The 18,894-nt window shown below is 39.0% G+C and carries 10 protein-coding genes; 2 read left to right on the plus strand and 8 right to left on the minus strand.

What is annotated here, in order from left to right:
* Positions 1 to 419 precede the first annotated feature (419 nt).
* The 4 genes from B6A32_RS05655 to B6A32_RS05670 are packed head-to-tail and all read right to left on the minus strand — an operon-like array spanning position 420 to position 7,231.
* Positions 420 to 1,454: a zinc-binding dehydrogenase gene (locus tag B6A32_RS05655; protein ID WP_085301846.1), complete on the minus strand. Its 1,035-nt coding sequence runs from the start codon at positions 1,452 to 1,454 to the stop codon at positions 420 to 422.
* A 13-nt stretch (positions 1,455 to 1,467) separates the two neighbouring features.
* The gene (locus B6A32_RS05660) at positions 1,468 to 2,892 is read right to left on the minus strand and encodes a TolC family protein (protein ID WP_085301848.1); all 1,425 of its coding nucleotides are present in this window, start codon (positions 2,890 to 2,892) and stop codon (positions 1,468 to 1,470) included.
* Positions 2,885 to 6,037 (minus strand): efflux RND transporter permease subunit, encoded by a 3,153-nt coding sequence (locus tag B6A32_RS05665; RefSeq protein ID WP_085301851.1) that lies wholly within the window; start codon positions 6,035 to 6,037, stop codon positions 2,885 to 2,887. The genes B6A32_RS05660 and B6A32_RS05665 overlap by 8 nt, the downstream gene beginning before the upstream one ends.
* A 9-nt stretch (positions 6,038 to 6,046) precedes the next feature.
* On the minus strand, positions 6,047 to 7,231 hold the full coding sequence (locus tag B6A32_RS05670; protein WP_085301853.1) for an efflux RND transporter periplasmic adaptor subunit: 1,185 nt from the start codon (positions 7,229 to 7,231) through the stop codon (positions 6,047 to 6,049).
* Positions 7,232 to 7,369: 138 nt separating this feature from the next.
* Between B6A32_RS05670 and B6A32_RS05675 the strand changes: the two genes are divergently transcribed.
* Positions 7,370 to 8,314: a LysR family transcriptional regulator gene (locus B6A32_RS05675; protein ID WP_085301855.1), complete on the plus strand. Its 945-nt coding sequence runs from the start codon at positions 7,370 to 7,372 to the stop codon at positions 8,312 to 8,314.
* A gap of 181 nt (positions 8,315 to 8,495) precedes the next feature.
* Entirely contained in the window at positions 8,496 to 11,027 is a 2,532-nt protein-coding gene (locus tag B6A32_RS05680; RefSeq protein WP_085301857.1) for an acylase, read from the plus strand.
* 88 nt (positions 11,028 to 11,115) lie between these two features.
* Here B6A32_RS05680 and B6A32_RS05685 read toward each other — a convergent pair whose 3' ends face one another.
* From B6A32_RS05685 to B6A32_RS05700, 4 genes are all read right to left on the minus strand, one after another.
* Positions 11,116 to 11,730 (minus strand): MlaC/ttg2D family ABC transporter substrate-binding protein, encoded by a 615-nt coding sequence (locus tag B6A32_RS05685; RefSeq protein ID WP_158088455.1) that lies wholly within the window; start codon positions 11,728 to 11,730, stop codon positions 11,116 to 11,118.
* A gap of 147 nt (positions 11,731 to 11,877) precedes the next feature.
* Positions 11,878 to 12,462, minus strand: a complete 585-nt coding sequence (locus tag B6A32_RS05690) for a TetR/AcrR family transcriptional regulator (RefSeq protein WP_085301861.1) — start codon at positions 12,460 to 12,462, stop codon at positions 11,878 to 11,880.
* 322 nt (positions 12,463 to 12,784) lie between these two features.
* Positions 12,785 to 16,834 (minus strand): hypothetical protein, encoded by a 4,050-nt coding sequence (locus tag B6A32_RS05695; protein WP_085301863.1) that lies wholly within the window; start codon positions 16,832 to 16,834, stop codon positions 12,785 to 12,787.
* Positions 16,835 to 17,132: 298 nt separating this feature from the next.
* Positions 17,133 to 18,455 (minus strand): M24 family metallopeptidase, encoded by a 1,323-nt coding sequence (locus B6A32_RS05700; RefSeq protein WP_085301865.1) that lies wholly within the window; start codon positions 18,453 to 18,455, stop codon positions 17,133 to 17,135.
* Positions 18,456 to 18,894 lie beyond the last annotated feature (439 nt).

Genomic DNA, 18,894 nt, shown 5'->3' on the forward strand with positions numbered 1-18,894 from the left:
ACCAAAGCTATAAAAAGTAAATATACAACTGCCATATGAATTGAAACCTAACAATTTAATAGGAGGTAACTTGCCTCTTTTACAGCAAAAAAGTTTCCACCTTATTTATTTTATATATTAATAACAAATCTTTGCCGGTATTGCTATTTATGGTTGACAGAAGGTAGAGCAAATTTCAATTTGGACGAAATGAGGCAATTTGCCTTATTTCCTGACTTGGGTGGAAATAAAGTACAACAGCATTTTAATGCTCAGTTATTACACTAAATTAAGAATATGAAGATACACCCTGAATGCTAGGTGCTAGGTGCTAGGTGCAGTCAAACCTTGTTATTTAATATTGTCAGGTTAATTTAGCACCACTAAATATTACGCGGTTAACGCTACGAAACTAAAGTTAGTGGTTAGCTGCTTTTAGCTTATTCACTAGCGCTTATTTTAACAACTTGCTTACCGGTAAAGCCGCCAGCTAATTGCTTAGTTAAAGCGGTAGATATTTGCGCGACGTCAAAGGTTATTAAACTAACCTCTGGTACGGTTAAATCACCGCTTGCTAAGTTCTCAAGTAATAAATTACTCATAAAACTCATGTTTTGCTGTGCACATAAGCTATTGGCTAACCATGCGCCGGCAAGTGAAACAATACTTATGTTAGGGGCTTTTCTAAACAGTAATTCGTGCTCGAAGGTCGGTAGTGGTTTTAAACAGGCAATACGGCCACAAAAACGCATTAATTCGATATTTCGAATAGTGGTATCGCCGCCAATAGAGTCTAATACGGCGTCGAAACCTTGTGGACCTAATTCGCGTCTAATTTTTTTACAGAGGTTTTTATCTTTATAATCAAAAATAACGTCGGCACCTAAGGATTTAACTAATTTATGATTACCTTTCGCTGCTGTAGTAAATACATCTGCGCCACGTTGTTTGGCAAATTGAATGGCTATTTGTCCAACGGCACCTGCACCAGCTTCAATAAGTAGGGTATTACCTTCGCTAACTTGTAGCTTTTCGAGTGAAATTAATGCGGTCATGCCCGCACACGGTAGGGTTGCTGCTTGTTCTGGTTTTACTGTGTCGGGTACTACTGATACGGCATAGTTAGGTACTTTAGCGTATTCACTTAATACGCCTTGACCGCCCATACTGGCATGCCACATTACTCGCTCGCCAACATTGGGGTAAACACCTTTTGGTGCGCTTACCACAATGCCAACAGCATCTAAACCAACGACATGAGGATATTGCCAATGACAAAAACCCGTTTTTGCATATTCAGCATCAAGCGGGTTAAGGCCAACATATTCTACCTTAATTAACAGTTCATTATCGTTGCATTGAGGTAAGCTCAGCTCAATGTTTTCTAAGCTAATTTTTTCGTTTGCTTCGGTTAAAGCAATAGCACGCATAGCTTTAACGGAGGTTAATTCAGGTAAAATATCAATATTTGGCATTTATACTACTCGACTACTTTTTATTATTATTCAGTGCATAGCTCCACTGGCCATTAAATGACTGGTAGGCATTTACTTTAGCAAGCATGGATGAAATAGTTAAATCAACAGCATTTTCTTGCGCTATTAAAACATCCTGACGAGCATCTAACAACTCCAAGTAGGGTATTTGACCTTCTTCATACATAGCATTTGCCTGTAAAAATGCTTTATTGGCAAAGCTATAGCGTTGATCGGCAAATTGCTTTTGTTGCGCTTGGTTTACCAGTAACTGCAGAGACAGCTCACTTTCACTAAGCGCCTTTAGCACTACTTGTTGGTAATCGCTATAAGCGGCTTCACTTAAAAATTGCTGTGCGTCACGCTGAGCTAAAAGCGCAGGGTAACTCAATAGCGACCATTGCAACTGCGGTGCTACTTGCCATTGCTGTTGAGTATCACGCAAACCTAAGCTATTAATACTTAAAACATTGGCAAAAGCACTTAAGCTAATATCGGGTAAAAGCGCCTTACTTGCTGAAACACTTAAACTATTCGCTTGGCTAAAGTCATAAAGCGCACGGCTAATATCGGGTCTAAGCGCAATAGCGTTATTAGGCTGACTTAATGCTACGTTAAACTCGTGCGTTAAAATAGCTTGTTCATCTTTAAGTTCTACATCTTGTGCTAAGCGACCGGTTAATACAGCTAAGGTTGATAAGTCTCGATACTTAGCATATTTAATTGCCGGTATTAAGGTTTGCTGTTGTCTTAACTGTGCCATGGTGCGGTTTAAATCAAGATCGTTTGCTACACCTTCGTCAACTCTTGCTTGGAGTACATCAATACCTTGTTTTAGTGCGTCAATTTGTAAGGTAATAATGTTTTGCTTTTCAACATTACCTTGGTAACTCACAAAGCCTTTTACCACCGAAGATACCACTTCAATTTGCAATAAGCGTACTTGTTCAGCTTGGCTCATGGTTGACGCTTGAGCAGCGTCAACCAAGGCAGTAATGCGACCAAATAAATCTAATTGCCAATCAAGATTTACACCTGCACTTGATTGACGATCAAAAGTTGATACTGAATCACTGCGTGTCGAGCCAATACCAATACCACCTTGCGGTAAATATTGTGCCTTTTGTTCGCCTAAGCGCGCTAAAGCACTTTTCAGGGTTAATTGGCTTGTTTTTAGGTCGTAGTTATTTGCTAGCGCGTCTGAAACAAGTTGGTTAAGCTGAGTTGAATCAAGTTTTTTCCACCAATTTGTTTCATCTGCACCAATAAGCGGGTTATCTAACTTGCTTGCAATATCTGCTTTAGTGATAAATTCGCTTATTTGGTTCTGCTCACTTGCTATATCAATTTTGCTTGCACAGCCTGATAAAAAGGCAACAACCAAAACAGCACCTAAGGTAAAGCGTGTTTTAAGTATTTTGTTGGCTAATTTAGTCATGAGAAAGCTCCTGAGTTTTTTCTTCTTTGCGAGTAACTAACATATAAAACACAGGCGTAAATAATAAACCAAATACGGTTACACCAATCATGCCTGAAAATACAGCGTTACCCATGGCATGACGCATTTCTGCCCCTGCGCCGGTTGCTAACACTAATGGCACAACACCAGCAGTAAAAGCAATTGAGGTCATCAATATTGGGCGTAAACGCATACGACAAGCTTCAAGTATTGCTTCTAAATGTGATAAACCGTTGTCGTGTCTGTCTTTAGCAAACTCGACCATTAATATCGCATTTTTCGAGGCCAAGGCCACCAGCACTATTAAGGCGATTTGGGTAAATATATTGTTGTCTGAGCCTACCAACCAAACGCCCAGTAATGCCGAGAAAATAGTCATTGGAACAATCAGTATTATCGACAATGGTAAGCGTAAGCTTTCGTACTGCGCCGCAAGCACCATAAATACTAATAACACTACTAGTGGGAATATATAAATCATGGTGTTACCAGCAAGTACTTGCTGATAAGTAACTTCAGTCCATTCATATACAATGCCAGCAGGTAAAGTGTCTGCTAGTACTTTTTCAATCGCAAGTTGAGCTTGGTCAGAACTATAACCAGGCGCTGGGCTGCCGTTCAGCTCTGCACTTGGGTAACCGTTGTAATGCATTACACGGTCTGGGCCAATGGTTGGCGTTACAGTTAAAACAGAGCCTAATGGCACCATATTACCCACACGATTACGCACTTTTAAGTTTAAAATTTGCTCTGGCTCTAATCTAAAGTCAGCATCAGCTTGAGCATTAACTTGGTAAGTACGGCCAAACATGTTGAAATCATTAACATACACAGAGCCTAAGTATATTTGCAAAGCGTCAAATACTTCATCTAACGGTATGCCTTGAATAAGCGCTTGCTCACGGTCAATGTCAATATCCATTTGAGGTACTTGAATACGGAAGCTTGAGTAAAGCCCCATTAACGCCGGATCTTTTTGTGCATTGGCGATAACGGCTTGTAGGCTATTAAATAAAGCTTCAAAACCTTTGTTTGCTCTGTCTTCAATTTGTAGTTTAAAACCACCCGTTGTTCCTAAACCTTGAATTGGCGGCGGCGGAAATACAGCTACAAAAGCTTCGTCAATGGCAGCAAAGCGCTGGTTCATTTGCGCGGCAATTGCCATTGCTGATTTACTCGGGTCTGTACGGTCGGTAAAGCTTTCAAGTGGTGTAAATACAATACCGCTGTTCGGGCTATTTGTTAAACCGTTCACTGATAAACCAGGGAAAGCAACCGTGTGCGCAACACCAGGTACTTCTAAAGCAATTTTTTGCATTTCTGCTAATACTTCTTCGGTGCGGTCAAGACTTGCTGCGTCAGGTAGTTGAGCAATGGCAACAAGGTATTGTTTATCTTGCTGAGGAATAAAACCACCAGGTACGGTATCAAATAACTTAAATGTACCGCCCAATAATGCGAAATATGCCACCATTACTACAACAGTCATACGTATTAATTTTTGAACTAATTTTTCATAGCCTTTAGCGCCACGATTAAATACACGGTTGAAAGGTTCAAATAACCAACGACCAAAAAGTTTGTTTAATAGTCGTGTAAATGCATCGGGTTTAGCGTCGTGCGATTTTAACAATAGGGCTGCTAATGCAGGCGATAGTGTTAATGAGTTAAAGGCAGAAATTACCGTAGAAATAGTAATAGTAAGCGCAAACTGTTTGTAAAACTGGCCTGATAAACCACTAATGAAGGCTGTTGGAATAAATACCGCACACAATACTAAAGCAATGGCAATAATTGGCCCCGTTACTTCGCTCATTGCAACACGGGTTGCTTCTAATGGCGATAAGCCTTTTTCGATATTACGTTCAACGTTTTCAACAACAACAATGGCGTCATCTACAACTATACCAATGGCGAGTACTAAACCAAAAAGTGACAATGTATTTATTGATACCCCTAACCATTGCATAACAGCGAAAGTACCAATTAATGAAATAGGTACGGCAATTAGTGGAATAATAGACGCGCGCCAAGTTTGTAAAAATACAATAACCACGATTACCACTAAGGCAATTGCTTCTAATAAAGTGGTAATAACAGCGTCAATTGAGCCGCGAACAAATACTGTTGGGTCGTATACAATATCGTATTCAACACCGGCAGGAAAATCTTGTGATAAGCGCGCCATTGTTTCACGTACTTGATCAGATAACTCGATAGCATTAGAGCCAGGACGTTGGAAAATAGGCATAGCAAGTGCGGGTTGGTTATCAAGCTCTGCGCGTAATGCGTAAGTATCTTGGCCAAGATCAACACGAGCAACGTCAGACAAACGGGTTAATTGTCCTTCTTCACCTACTTTAATAATAACTTGCTCAAACTCTTCAATACTGTTTAAACGACCTTTAACGTTTAGTAACACTTGAAATTGACTATCATTAGAAATTGGTTGCGCGCCTAAGCTACCTGCAGCAACTTGTTGGTTTTGCGAGCGTAGGGCTGCAACAACATCAGTCGCGGTAAGTTCACGAGCAGATAAAGCATCAGGATTTAGCCATACACGCATTGAATATTGTCCGCCACCAAATAAACGTACATCACCCGTACCAGGTAAACGGGCAATTTCATCTTTAATATTTAAGTCTGCGTAATTAGACAAATAAGCCGTGTCGTGTGTTTTTTCAGGCGAATATAAATGTACCACCATGGTTAAATCTGGCGACGATTTTTCCGCAACTACACCAAGACGTTGTACTTCTTCAGGTAAACGTGGCAAGGCACTGTTTACACGGTTTTGTACTTGTACTTGTGCACGATCTAAATCAGTACCTAAAGCAAAGGTAACGGTTAGGGTCATACGACCATCGCTAGTACCTTGTGAAAACATATAAAGCATGTTTTCAGTACCGTTGATTTCTTGCTCAAGCGGTGTTGCAACCGTTTGTGCAATAACTGTTGGGTTTGCGCCAGGGTAGCTAGCGGTTACTACAACTGTAGGTGGCACCACTTCTGGGTATTCACTGATCGGTAATTGGAATAATGAAATACCACCACCGATCAATATAATCAACGACAATACTGCCGCAAAAATTGGACGCTGTATAAAAAAATGGGAAAAATTCATGTTCAACTCTTAGTATTTAGCAACAAGGCTTACATCGTCAATTGATGACAAGGTAAAGGCGATGTCAGCAGTATCGATTGTGACAGTAGTAGGGCTAATTGGCATGCCTGGACCAACACGTGCAGGGCCGTTTACAGCGATAACATCGCCTTTACTTAAACCTGAAGTAATGGCGCGAAGTTTTCCGTATCGTTCACCCACTTCAACCAGTTTGTATTCTAAAATGTTGTTTTCACCAACGGTTAATACAAAACGGTTTTTCAAGTCTGTGCCAATAGCACGTTCAGGAATAATGACTTGCTTTGTAATCGCGTTAGCGGCAAGTTTAATACGAGCAAATGAACCGGCACGCAAGGTGTCGTTAACTTCATTATGTTGACCTTCAAAAATAGCTCGCACGCGCAAAGTACCTGTTGACGGGTTAATGCGGTTATCAATAAAGTTAATGTAACCTTCGTGCTTGTAGTTTTGCTGTCCTACTTTTTGCATAACAACCTGTTGCTTGCTTTCGGCAGTAATATCGGCAAACTTGCTATTCCATGTGCGTTCATCAATATCAAAATAGGCATACATTTCATCATTGGAAACAATAGACGTTAATACGCTTTGTCCCGCTAGCACATTGTTACCACGGGTAATATTTGCGCGTGAAATAATGCCATTAATTGGCGAACGAATTGCCGTAAACTCTAAATCAAGCTGAGCTGAAGTTAGCTGCGCTTGTAATGCCGCTAATTGTGCTTCGCGTTGATGTAAAGTTGAAGTTCTCGCTTGCGCTTGCTCGGTAGAAATCGCATTTCGCTCTGTTAATCTTACCGCACGCTTAGCTTCACTTTGTGCTTGATCTAAAGCGGCATGTGCACTCAAAATTTGCGCTTCTAAGCTAGCAACAACGGCTGCAAAAGGGCGATCGTCAAGTTGAAATAATAAGTCACCTTGTTTAACACTATCGCCTTCTTTAAATGCAATTTTGTTAATAACACCCGAAACGCGTGGCATTAAGGCTACTTCTTCTGGCGACTCTAAACGGCTAGTATAAACATGCCAGTTTTGTACGGGCTCAACTAATACCTCAGCTACATCGATAGGCTGAAGTTGTTGCGATGCTGCTTTTTGTGCGGGCGCTTCAGAACATGCCGTAAGTACTAGGCTGATTGATATAATACTGGCGGCAATAAATAATTTTTTGCTCATACTGTTTCTCTTTCGGTCAAATTGACAATACATAAAATAATAGCGCTATGATACGGATTGTATTCGTGCAAAAACAGTGTGATTTTTTAATAACATTAGTGCTAAAATGGCACCAATGAAGTTGTTGAAGGATATAAAATGGATACAACAAGTCGGCTGTTAATGTTGCTTGATGTGGTTGAATTAGGCTCGTTTGCTAACGCAGCACAAACCAAAAATATTGACCGTTCAGTAATTTCCAAACAAATTAGTCGGTTAGAGGATGACTTAGGCGTAAGGCTGTTAAATAGAACAACCCGTTCATTTTCGTTAACCGCCGCTGGCGCAGAAATGGTTAAGAAGGCTAGAGAGTTAAGAGACTTGCTCGGGCAAACCGTTCGACTAGCTGAAAACTACCATCAAGAGCCGCGTGGGGTTTTAAAAATAACGTCATCTAGCATTATTGCCAAACTTTACTTACAGCCGGTAATTAATGATTTTCAAAAGCGCTTTCCGCAAGTAGAAGTTGAATTACGCTTGGATGATCGCGTGGTTGATATTGTCGCTGAGGGTTTCGACTTAGCTTTTAGAGTTGGTGAACCAAAAGATTCTACCTTAATTGCCCGAAAAATTGCCCGTAATCGCCTGGCTATTTTGGCGTCACCAGAATTTATTAATACTTATGGAGCGCCTAAAACTATTGATGAACTCGCACTTTTACCTGCTGCTACCTATGCCAGCAACTCCTTAAGAGTTAACAGTATTAACTATATTGATAAAGATGGTAATCACAAAGAAAAAACCATTAAGAGTGTTTTTCGCGCGAATGATGGTGAGGTACTTTTATTAAAAGCCTTATCAGGTACTGCCTTTATTGTATTGCCTTCGTTCATTCTCGCTAAAGAGGTTATAGATGGGCAGCTAGTGCCTTTGCTACCGAGTTTACATTTATCAGATTTCAGTGCTATGTATGCGGTATATCCACACAGAGATTTACCCGTAAGAACACGGTTATTTTTTGATGCAGTACGAGAGCATATTGGTAAAGACTCGCCAATTTGGGAAAATAATATTCCAAATTTTGAACAGCTATATCAAGGATAAACCCCACTTGTTAATGCATGAGCTATAAATATATCGCTTATTAAAATGTAGTTTAGGTATTAAAAATTTTATTGAATATCCACCAAGAATAATTGTTTGAGCTTGGTGATTTATTGTGCAAGTATGACTGAGTAAATAACGTTTTACGTATGATAAAAATAAGAGAATTTAAAAGGAGTTTATTTTGAATTATTCAATAAAAAATACATTAAAGCCTATTTCAATTCTAGGTATAATTTCAGTTTTATCAGCGTGTGGGGGCGGAGAGCATACTTATATTGGTGCACCAGAGCCTGTAACCCCTACACCTACTTCACCACCTGTAGTTTCAACACCTGTACCTTCATTTGACGATGACGGAGTATTATCAGCCAATATTCGTTGGACGGATTACGGCGTACCACATATTAAGGCCGATAATTTAGAAAGTATGTCTTACGGCGTAGGTTACGCCTTTGCCAAAGATAATATTTGCATACTCGCCGACCAAATCTTGAAATATAACTCGCAACGAGCAAAATATTATGGACCAGATTTAGTACCAGCCTCAGGAGATTCAGCGCATTTAATTAATGATTTTGGCTTTTTAACCATGGGAATAAGAGCACATGCCGAAGCAAACATTAATGCGCTTTCAGCTAACAGCCAAGCGCTATTGTCGGGTTATGCTCAAGGGTATAATAAATACTTAGCGGATACCGGTATTGCTAATATTGATGCCTCATGCGCCAATATGCCTTGGGTACAACCCATTACTAATATTGACATGCTTACTTATTCTTTAGGTATTGCGTTATTACCTGGCGCTGCTAACTTTTTAGGACCCATGTTTTTAGCCGCACCTCCTGGAGAAAGCTTTGCTCCTTATCCTCAAAGTGCTGGGGTTAATAGTTATGTTGTTAATTCAAAGCCTGTTATTGAGTTACCGGAAAAAAATCCGAGTGATTTAGGCTCGAATGGTTGGGGGTTAGGTAAAGACAAAACAGAAAATGGTAAAGGTATGGTGTTGGCAAATCCGCATTTTCCACATACCGGTAATTTACGTTTTTGGCAATTTCATACCATTATTCCTGAGCATTTAAATGTTATGGGTGGCTCACTTACCGGTGTGCCAGGTGTGGTTAATATTGGCTTTAATGAAAATGTAGCTTGGACACATACTTTTTCAACTGCCGAACATTTTGTCATATATCAATTAACCTTAAACCCTGATGATCCTGCGCAAATGTCGCAAGTTATTGACGGCACAAATAGGTTAATTACCGGCAAAGAAATTGTTATCGATGTAGCGGTAGCGCCAGGCCAAACAATTAAACTCGCTAAAATGACTTATAGCACTCACCATGGCCCAATGGTTGTGGTACCCGGAAATTTTGAATGGGGCCCAGGTGGTAATGCCTTTGCAATTAAAGATGCAAACTTAGGTAATGTGGATATTATTGACCATTGGCTTGCTATGAATTTAGCTGGCAATATCGACGAATTCAAACAAGCTTTTAAAGACTTCGACGGCGTTATATTCAACAATACAATGTCGGCTGACAGTGAAGGCAATGTTTTTTACATCGATGACTCTACAGTACCTCACTTAACCGACACGGCGATTAATGAATTAACGACTAACCCGTTACTCATTGGTGTTAAACAAGTTGCTGGCTTTACGGTTTTACCTGGGTTTTTATCTGCCTTTGATTTTGACCGAGCCGTACCTTATGAAAACGCTCCTAAATACTCAGGTACTGATTACGTACAAAACTCAAATGACAGCTTTTGGCTAACTAATCTTAACTCGCCAATCACTGGAGTATCGCCGTTATATGGCAAAGTTGATAATCAGCAGTCACTGCGCTCACGTTTGGCACATAAGTTACTAGACGATAGCGCTGGCAGCGATGGTTTATTTAATCCTGAAGAGCTGGAGCAAGCCTTATTCAATAACCGTAATTACCTAGCTGAAAATATACTCACAGAACTGTTAACTATTTGCCAAGCGCAAGGAAACACTGCGGTTATGGTGGGTACACAAAGTGTCGATATTAGTGCTGGTTGTTCGGCGTTAGCCTTGTGGGATGGCCGAATGAATAAAGACAGCAGCTCTGCACATTTATTTAGAGAGTTTGCTTTTCAATTCGATAAAGATCCACAGTGGGTAAACAGCTTTTCACTAGAGCAAGTTACTACAACACCTAATGGCATAGTAAACAACAGCGTAACATTGCAACAGTTTGCACAAGCTATTCTTAATGTAGAATCAGCAGGTTTAGCGTTAGATGCAAGCTTAGGAGCGGTGCAATTTGTTGAGCGCAGTTTACCTGATGGCACTGCAACTGGCGTGAAAATACCTTGGGCTGGCTCACATAATATAGAAGGGGGTTTTAATGTATTTAGTACGCGCCCAGGTAATGACGGATCTTTAGTGCCTCGTCATGTGTATCCAGCGCAAAATAGCGACTCTATTTTAAGTGCAGAAGGTGGCGGTTATCATATTAATTACGGTAGCAGTTGGATGACAGTGGTTAACTTTACTGAAGAAGGCCCAGTAGCAAGAGGGTTATTAAGTTATTCACAATCATCAGAATATGGCAGTGATCATAACTTAGATCAAAGCCTACTATATTCACAACAGCCGCAACTTAGACCTTTACGCTTTACTGAAGCTGATATTGAAGCCAATAAAGTCAGTGAAATAATTATTAGCTCTGCTACAGAATAATTTAGCCAAGCGGGTAACTAAAAAGCAAGTGACAAAAAAGCCCGTATAACGCTTATGTTATACGGGCTTTTTAATGTGTTTTTTGTTACTAACTGGTAATTGAAGCAAGCTCTAAAGTAACTTGGTCTAAACCTAAATCAGATATTCTACGGTTTAATTCAGATTGTTTGCTACTAATTAAAGATATACCTTCCACTATCATATCGTAAGCTTTCCACTCTTGAGTTTGAGAGTCTTTGCGCATTTGAAACGTAATATGGATATCTGGTTTGCCTGAATCAATAATTTTAACATCGACTGATGCAGATTTAGCATTATCTTTTAACTTACCTTCTGGCTCAAATAATACTTTTTGATCACTGTATTGCATTAGGGCATTGGCGTAAGTACGTACTAAATATGAACGCATAGCAGTAATAAAGTTTACGCGTTGCTCTTTAGTGGTATTTCTTAAGTGCTTGCCTAATATTTTAAATGCCGCATATTGATAATCAACCGAAGGCATTAGCTCTTCTTCAACAATATCTCGCATTAAATCAGGGAATTTTTTTAAAGCATCTTGTTTATCAGTAATTTTAGCAAACAGCTTGTTACCTGTTACTTCGATTACTTGATAAGGTGAAGCCTGTGTAGTCGCTTCAGCTGCGATACTGACTTGTAAAAAATTAGTGAGCAATACAATCAGTAATAAGAGCTTTTTCATGTTGGTCCTTGGAAATACATTTAATGTAAAGTGATTCAGAATTGTTGCCATTATACATACCGACCGCGCGGTCTGTAAATAGCATTTAGGTGTAAGCTAGTCGATAAAGTGTTAAGAATTGTTATCTTTAAATGAAATTTTTTTCCACTATCGTTTTAGCTGACGTATGTAACGGCAAAGCTCTTTAATCACTTTATCAAATAACTCTTTGTTTAATGAGCTTTTACTTAAACTTGAAGAGCCATGAAATGTTGAAACAATAAAATAGGCCACTTGGCTAAAATCAAGATCAGGTTGTAATTGTTGGCTAACGCGGGCTAAATTTGTAGAAATTAATAAATTTAGTTGTTGTTGCATTGCTAATATTCTAATTCTAAAACCTTCATCCACACCCGACATCTCTTGGCAGAGGTTGTTTAAAGGGCAGCCGCATACAAGTTCGTCGCAACTCATGGTGTTAGACATTTCACTGAAAAACTCGCACAAGCCTTCTATCGGATCTTCAGCTTCTACGGTAGGTTGCCAAAGCGCAATAAAAGCTGGCGCGTAAACTTCTTCAAATACCACGTACCCAAGCTCCATTTTATTAGCAAAATGATGATATAAAGCGCCTTTTGAAATTTCACAACGCGCTAAAATACAAGATAGACTCGTAGCCGTAAAACCTTTTTTATGGATTTCATCAGCACTAACTTCTAATATTTTATGACGAGTTTGCTCTGAGTCTCTCATGAGATTACCTAAAAACACCTTAGTAGAATAATAACTCTATTCTAACCGACCGTTTGGTCGGTTGCAAAGGTGAAATGGGTGTAAATTGTATAAGAATTGTTACTGAGTATGCCAAATTAACTGGAGTATTTTATAATAATGTTTAAATTCCGTGTATAGAGCATCAAAATCTATATGATAAATTTCATAATGCCTTACCCACAAAAATTTTTTAGAAATATAAGAAGACTGTAACAAACGTTGTTACAGGCTCCTTAACTTTCAAGCACTACACAATTATAGAGTTTTGTCACATTTTTCTATTTTATTTAACTCTAAAACGCTAGGAGTCTTCTGATTTATTGTCAGATTCACTTCGCCAGTAGCCTAGTTTTCCAAGCGCTTTCCATGCCCATTTTATCCAGCCTAAAAAGGCGAAACTTAGCCAAATTACCCAAACCAACATGATGCCTTTATAGAATATTGTTGAAATACTTAAAACAGATACTTGTGGTAGCAAGCCATTAGTTTTGTCTGAAAACCATTGCAGATGATTGCCATATGAATAGTTACCTTCGACACCCATACTCGGTGAGCTCAATAAACTTATTGGCACTACTGACAGTAGCGAGAAAATTGCCACAACGGATAATGCATATAATAACAATTGCGATGTGTTGTATGATAATTGGCTCATGTCTTTTGAGCGATATCCACTGGCAGTTATCGATGCAAACCAAAGAGCAATTAGCATTAATACTCCCCAATTACTTAAACTTAATCCAACGCCTAAGACAATCCAACTTAGTGTGTTCAAGGGAGAAAACTTCACTCTTGATACTAATAAAGCCAATAAAATAAAAGCTAATAACTCTCCCCAGTAAAGTATTGCTGGCCCAAGTAGAGGGCCTTTTGCCCACAATATCCAACGCTGACTATTCAAATCAATAATGCTAGTGATATTACTCACGGGCGCATTTAAGTTTATTTCAGGCGCTGACAATAATAATTGCTCTGAAACACTCGCACGCATCAATATATTCACATTATGATTACCAGGCAGAACAGGAATTGCCAACTTTCCGTCTTCTAATTGTAGGTTAATCAGTTTGTTATCCGTTCTAATTTCTTTTAATTGATAATTTACAGGAAGATCTATGACATGCTCCCCACCACGAGTACTTCGATAATCAAAAGTTAAGTTTAATTTTGAAGTTCGTGTGCCTTGTTCAATGGTGTAATTAACAGAATCAATTGCCAAAACATGACCTTTAACTGCACTTGGTCTAGTAACCGTTAACGCTAAACTTTCTCCGGGGTATGGGTAGAATGAAGAAATAAAATAATCATTATTATTTTGCTCCTCTAATATAATTGGTAATCCGCTAAGTTTTGCATGCCATGCCGGACTAACAATTACTCGCCATTGTTCAATGAGTGGCTGATCAGGCTTTGCATGTAACTTTAATACTGCTTGTCGATCAATAGTTGAGCCCCATGTAAATAAGTTTTCACCCGCCGGAATTGTTACTTCAACTTGTTCATTTTCGACAAAAATCCCCGCACTGGTAATATTTTCACCGGATAAAGTAGGAACTTTTATATTAATAGAGCCGCTACTAGGCGCTATACGCTCAACTTTGGTACGTATAGTCCATAATTGATCTATAGACAATTCTCTTGTTACTTTAACAAATGGCTGTGTTTTACTGCGAGTAGATAGCTGTTCGTTACCTTTTTGTTTTTTCAGCGTTGCCAAAAACTCTAAAGCGTTGCCATTTAGGCTGTTAGCTTGGCTACCTATAACTTCCCAAGCATCTGTGGTTAATATTTTTACGTGCTTAGGTTTGTCTCTGAATTCTAGTTGAAATACATCAACAGGTGCTACCCGACCCAATAAAGTGATCTTAGATATCCCTTTGGAAACTGGAATATATACCCAACCTTTATGTTTAAATAAACTCCCTATTTGTTTTTTATTTACATTTTCACCAAGCGATAGGTTTTCTGGTCGCCAAAATTCAGATTTTGGTATAGCCAAAGCGGTGTCTGCATTGGCATGAACAGACATCACTAAGGTTAAAGACTTTGCATCTATACTCACGCGTAAGTCATTTATAGCAACACAGTCAGGAGCACACAAAGGCGCTTCAGTTACTCTTACTTTTAGTTCGTCTAGCAAATGTTTGTTTGGAAAGTCTGCTGCTTCGGCGTTCGGAGCGTAACTAGGTATTAAAATAAATAATGCCAATGCAGTTGCGACCGCTTTAGGTTGAATTTTTGTATAGGCGTATTTAATGACATCTTTTAATATTAAAAATAGCCATAGTATGGTCAAAAATATGCCCAATATTTTAATTAATCGATAGCTGGTTTTCGATAATACAATAACATCGAATACTTGATCTTTAGCAACAGGGCTATTCCATTGAATTTGATAACTCTTCCATTGCCAGTTAGGAATACCTGACCCTGCTTGCATTACTGCATCAGATTGATAGCGCTCCATTATAGAATTGGCGTTTTTCAATCGACTTCCTGTAACTTGTATTCTTTCAATTTCTTCGTCTTGCATAGTGGAATAAGAGGCGTTTTCTTTACGCATAGCGCCGACCTCTGTCACAATATTTTGACTCATTCTAGATTGATTACTAAAACTTTCGACAGATGACGTTCTTGATTCCAATTGAGGGTGTATTACGGTACGCAATTGTGTCGCAGAAAATAATAATATTGCGCCAATAGCAACTGTAATGCTTGCTCCCCAATAGACTTTAACTAATGCTTTCATCCGCTCAAACGGCTGATGTTTTTTGATAGCTATGGCCAATAGTAAATTAATAATTATTATTACAGGGGCACTGGTCTCTTGGTAAATAACTAACAACATTATTGCAGTGGCAATACCCGCGGTAATATTAATCAAGCGACTTGCCATTAAAGAAGACAATAAAACTATAAAGCTTGCCCAAATTGTCCAACTTGACCACCAACTGTTCGATACTCTGTCGGCACCGAATACCGCAAATAATTTATTACCCGGAGGAAGATTTAGTTGCACATAGACACTTTCAAAGTCGCTATCCCAGCCGGTTACGGGTAATTGTTTTTCAGCCTTGATAACACCTCTGGCTTGAACGTTAACCTGAGGATAACGATTTTCAACACCTCTCTCATCTTCTGCTGTTGTAGTAATTAATACTGAGCCATCTTGGTCTTCTGCTGACTCTAATAAGTACGGTGATTTCATACTTAAACGCCAATCACTTATCATTGCACCAGCAATATGATCGTTAAAAGTGAAAGATGAATTATCAAATGAGAGCCATAAAGTACGATTCAAGCTTAATCGATTTTCTAAATGTAAGGGCTTGCCTCTATGTTGAATAGCATAACTTAGCGAATCATCGGTATTAACTAAATAGCTAGGTAACTCATACCATGTGCTAGGCATATCTGCTTGACTACTATCCACCATTTTTGCGCCATTAATTTTACCCAAGCGCAAATTTTCATGTCCTTCAAAAACCCAAATTTCTTCCTTTGGCCAATAATGAGATTTTTCAGGCCGACTCCAGGATAATAAAGTGGCTTGCGCATAGGCGTGAACTTTTATTTCCCAGCTTCCTGGTTTTAATTTCGCGTGCAATATTCCATCACCATCTAAAAAAGATGAAATTTCAGAGTCAATTCCAATGAGCTCAAAACCTTTTGGTAAAACTTTCCCTAATTTTACTTCTCTCATTTTCCCTGACACATTGATACTGATGAAGGTATCAAGCTTTATGTAAGCACCATCGGTTATACGACGAGCAACCGAAATATCAATGGAGTCTTGTTTTTCTTGGTTGACTTCAAATTTTTGTAGCCATAAGTCGTTAGCATCTATTTTAGGAAATTCAATTGTTTGGTTATTAATGGTCATTTTTACAAATGCATATTGCGGAGGAATAGAGATGCTTTCTGGGATTTTTAACCATTCAAATTTACCTTCTATCAAATATGAACCCTTCACTAATTCAATAGCAGGTTTACCTTTATGATTAAAAACGGGGACATATTTTTTATTAACGCTTACAAGTAACGGCCAGTTCTTCTCATTTCCCGGTAAAGGGATAATGCTTTTAGTTAATACCTGCCATGATTGTGTAAAATTTGCTGAGCGGTCTTTAACATTTAACTCTAACGTACTAGGCCAAGCACAAATATGATTTTGTTTGTCTGAAAACTGAGAGTTGTTAATGAAGGGACATGATAATTGTTCGCTACCTTTCATTACCCATGGCACCCATGGTGATAAAGGCTCTGGTATAGTGTCCTTCGCAAAAAGTGAAAACGAGATAAAAAATAGTAGGCAAGAAAAAATACTGAAGGTTATTTTAGTTTGTTTCACTGTTAACTCCTTGTGAATTTTTCTTTTATATTGCCCTTAAGGTAAGCGAGAAAGCAACTGTTTTTACTTTATTGCAAAGCTAATAAATATTAATCATTAAGAAACCACAAGCCGCCTGTAGTGATCTGCGTTGGATTTTAATTTCTACATATAAACAGATATGACAACATCATCGGTCTTTAAACTCTTTTATTAGCTCGTGTGTGCATAGCTTGCTGCATGAATCAGCTAGCATAGATCCCCCACATAATTGAATCGCTACTAAAACCATTATATGGGTGGATATGTACTTTAAAAGTTAAAGTGTTTGTAGTTTTTCAAGCTTTCCTATTGGGTCATCAAGCGACTCTGGTGGCATAGTAAACCATTGCGGACCGTTTTTGGTCATATAAATACAGTCTTCAAGTCGCACGCCAAACTCACCTTGAATATATATGCCTGGCTCATTTGAAAAACACATACCTGGTTTTAAAAGCGTCGTTTCACCATGAACAAAGTTAACGCTTTCATGACCTTCCATGCCAATGCCATGACCGGTTCTGTGTGATAACCCCGGTAGTTTATAGCCAGGACCAAAACCTTTTGTTTGATAAAATTTACGTACGGCATCATCAACTGAGCCTGCTTGTGCGCCAATTTTTGCTTGTTCAAAAGCTATGTTTTGCCCTTGTCTTACGGTTTGCCAAACATCACGCTGGCGCTTGGTTGGCTCACCAAAAACAAAAGTTCGGCTGATATCAGATTGGTAGCCGTGTACATTACAACCACAATCCATTAACACTATTGAGCCTTCGGTAAGTGTTTGTTTTTGTTTGGTACCGTGTGGGTAAGCACTTGCTTGATTAAACAATGCCATATTCCAAGCACCTTTGCCGCCCAATTGCGTTTGAGCCGTTTGCATTAATGCTTTAACGTCGCCTTGGCTCATACCCGCTTGTAGTTTTGAAAAAACATCAGCGTAGGCAAGTAAAGTAACTTCGTTAGCTTTATGCATTAATTCAAGCTCGTGCTGACTTTTATACATGCGACAACCACGCGTTACTGGTTCAGCACTAACGTGTTGCATGTTTGGCAGTGCTGACATTACGCCGCTTAGAACAAAGTATCGAACCGAGTTTTCAAAAGCGACTTTGCCTTTGTTTAGTCCTGAGTCTTTTAAAATGTTTTTAATTAATGTGAATGGACTTTCGTGCTCTTGCCAAACGCGAATGTCATCGCCTATAGCTAAACTTTCGCGAACACTCGGCTCTTCGAAAAAAGGACATACAACCGATACTTTACCTTCACGTGGAATAATTACAGCGGTTAAGCGTTCGCTGCGCCACCATTGTATGCCTGAAAAATAATCCATGGCAGCACCAGGTTCAAGGATCAGTGCTGAAATATCTAATGCTTGCATTAACTTTTGCGCCTGACTAATTCGTTTAAGTCGTTCTGCAGGGCTTATGCCTTTAATATTGTTAGTGATAGGTTTAAGCGTCGACGATTGCGATTTACCAAAAGTTGATTGGCTAGATAAGGGATTAGCAATGCTCGTTGACGTTAATGTTTGACTGGCCATTGCCATAGTGGCAACGCTTGCGCTACTAGCTTTTAAAAAATTTCTTTTACTGATCTTCATGGCTTTCCCTATATAAAATAAAATGTTACTTAGGAGAGTAACTAAACTTAATAGCTTTACGCTAGCGCTTATTTTATTTCTGAGCAAGCTGTTACCGATAAATAGTCAGTTTTATGGGATGTGTGAAATAGCTTAAATAACGGTATTAGCGTTCAGGTAATGTAACCTAAACACTGGATAAGCAGCACTTGCTCAATGCTCCCTTTTAAGCCATTACCAGCGTTAAAACGTCGATAAATAGCGCGCTATGCATAAACGTTTTGCCTTGGAAATGGCATAAAATGAAGCATTGATGGAGTTTATTCGTGTAGTTTACTTTGATATAGCATTTACTTTACCACCTAAGCTTTTGATTCACTTGAGTATCAAGCACTCATTATCCAGCGTTCAGGTTAATGTAATAAAATAGCTGAGCTGTTATTGCGCTACTTACAGCGTT

This window comes from Colwellia polaris, from assembly GCF_002104515.1.
Taxonomy (GTDB): Bacteria; Pseudomonadota; Gammaproteobacteria; order Enterobacterales; family Alteromonadaceae; genus Cognaticolwellia; species Cognaticolwellia polaris.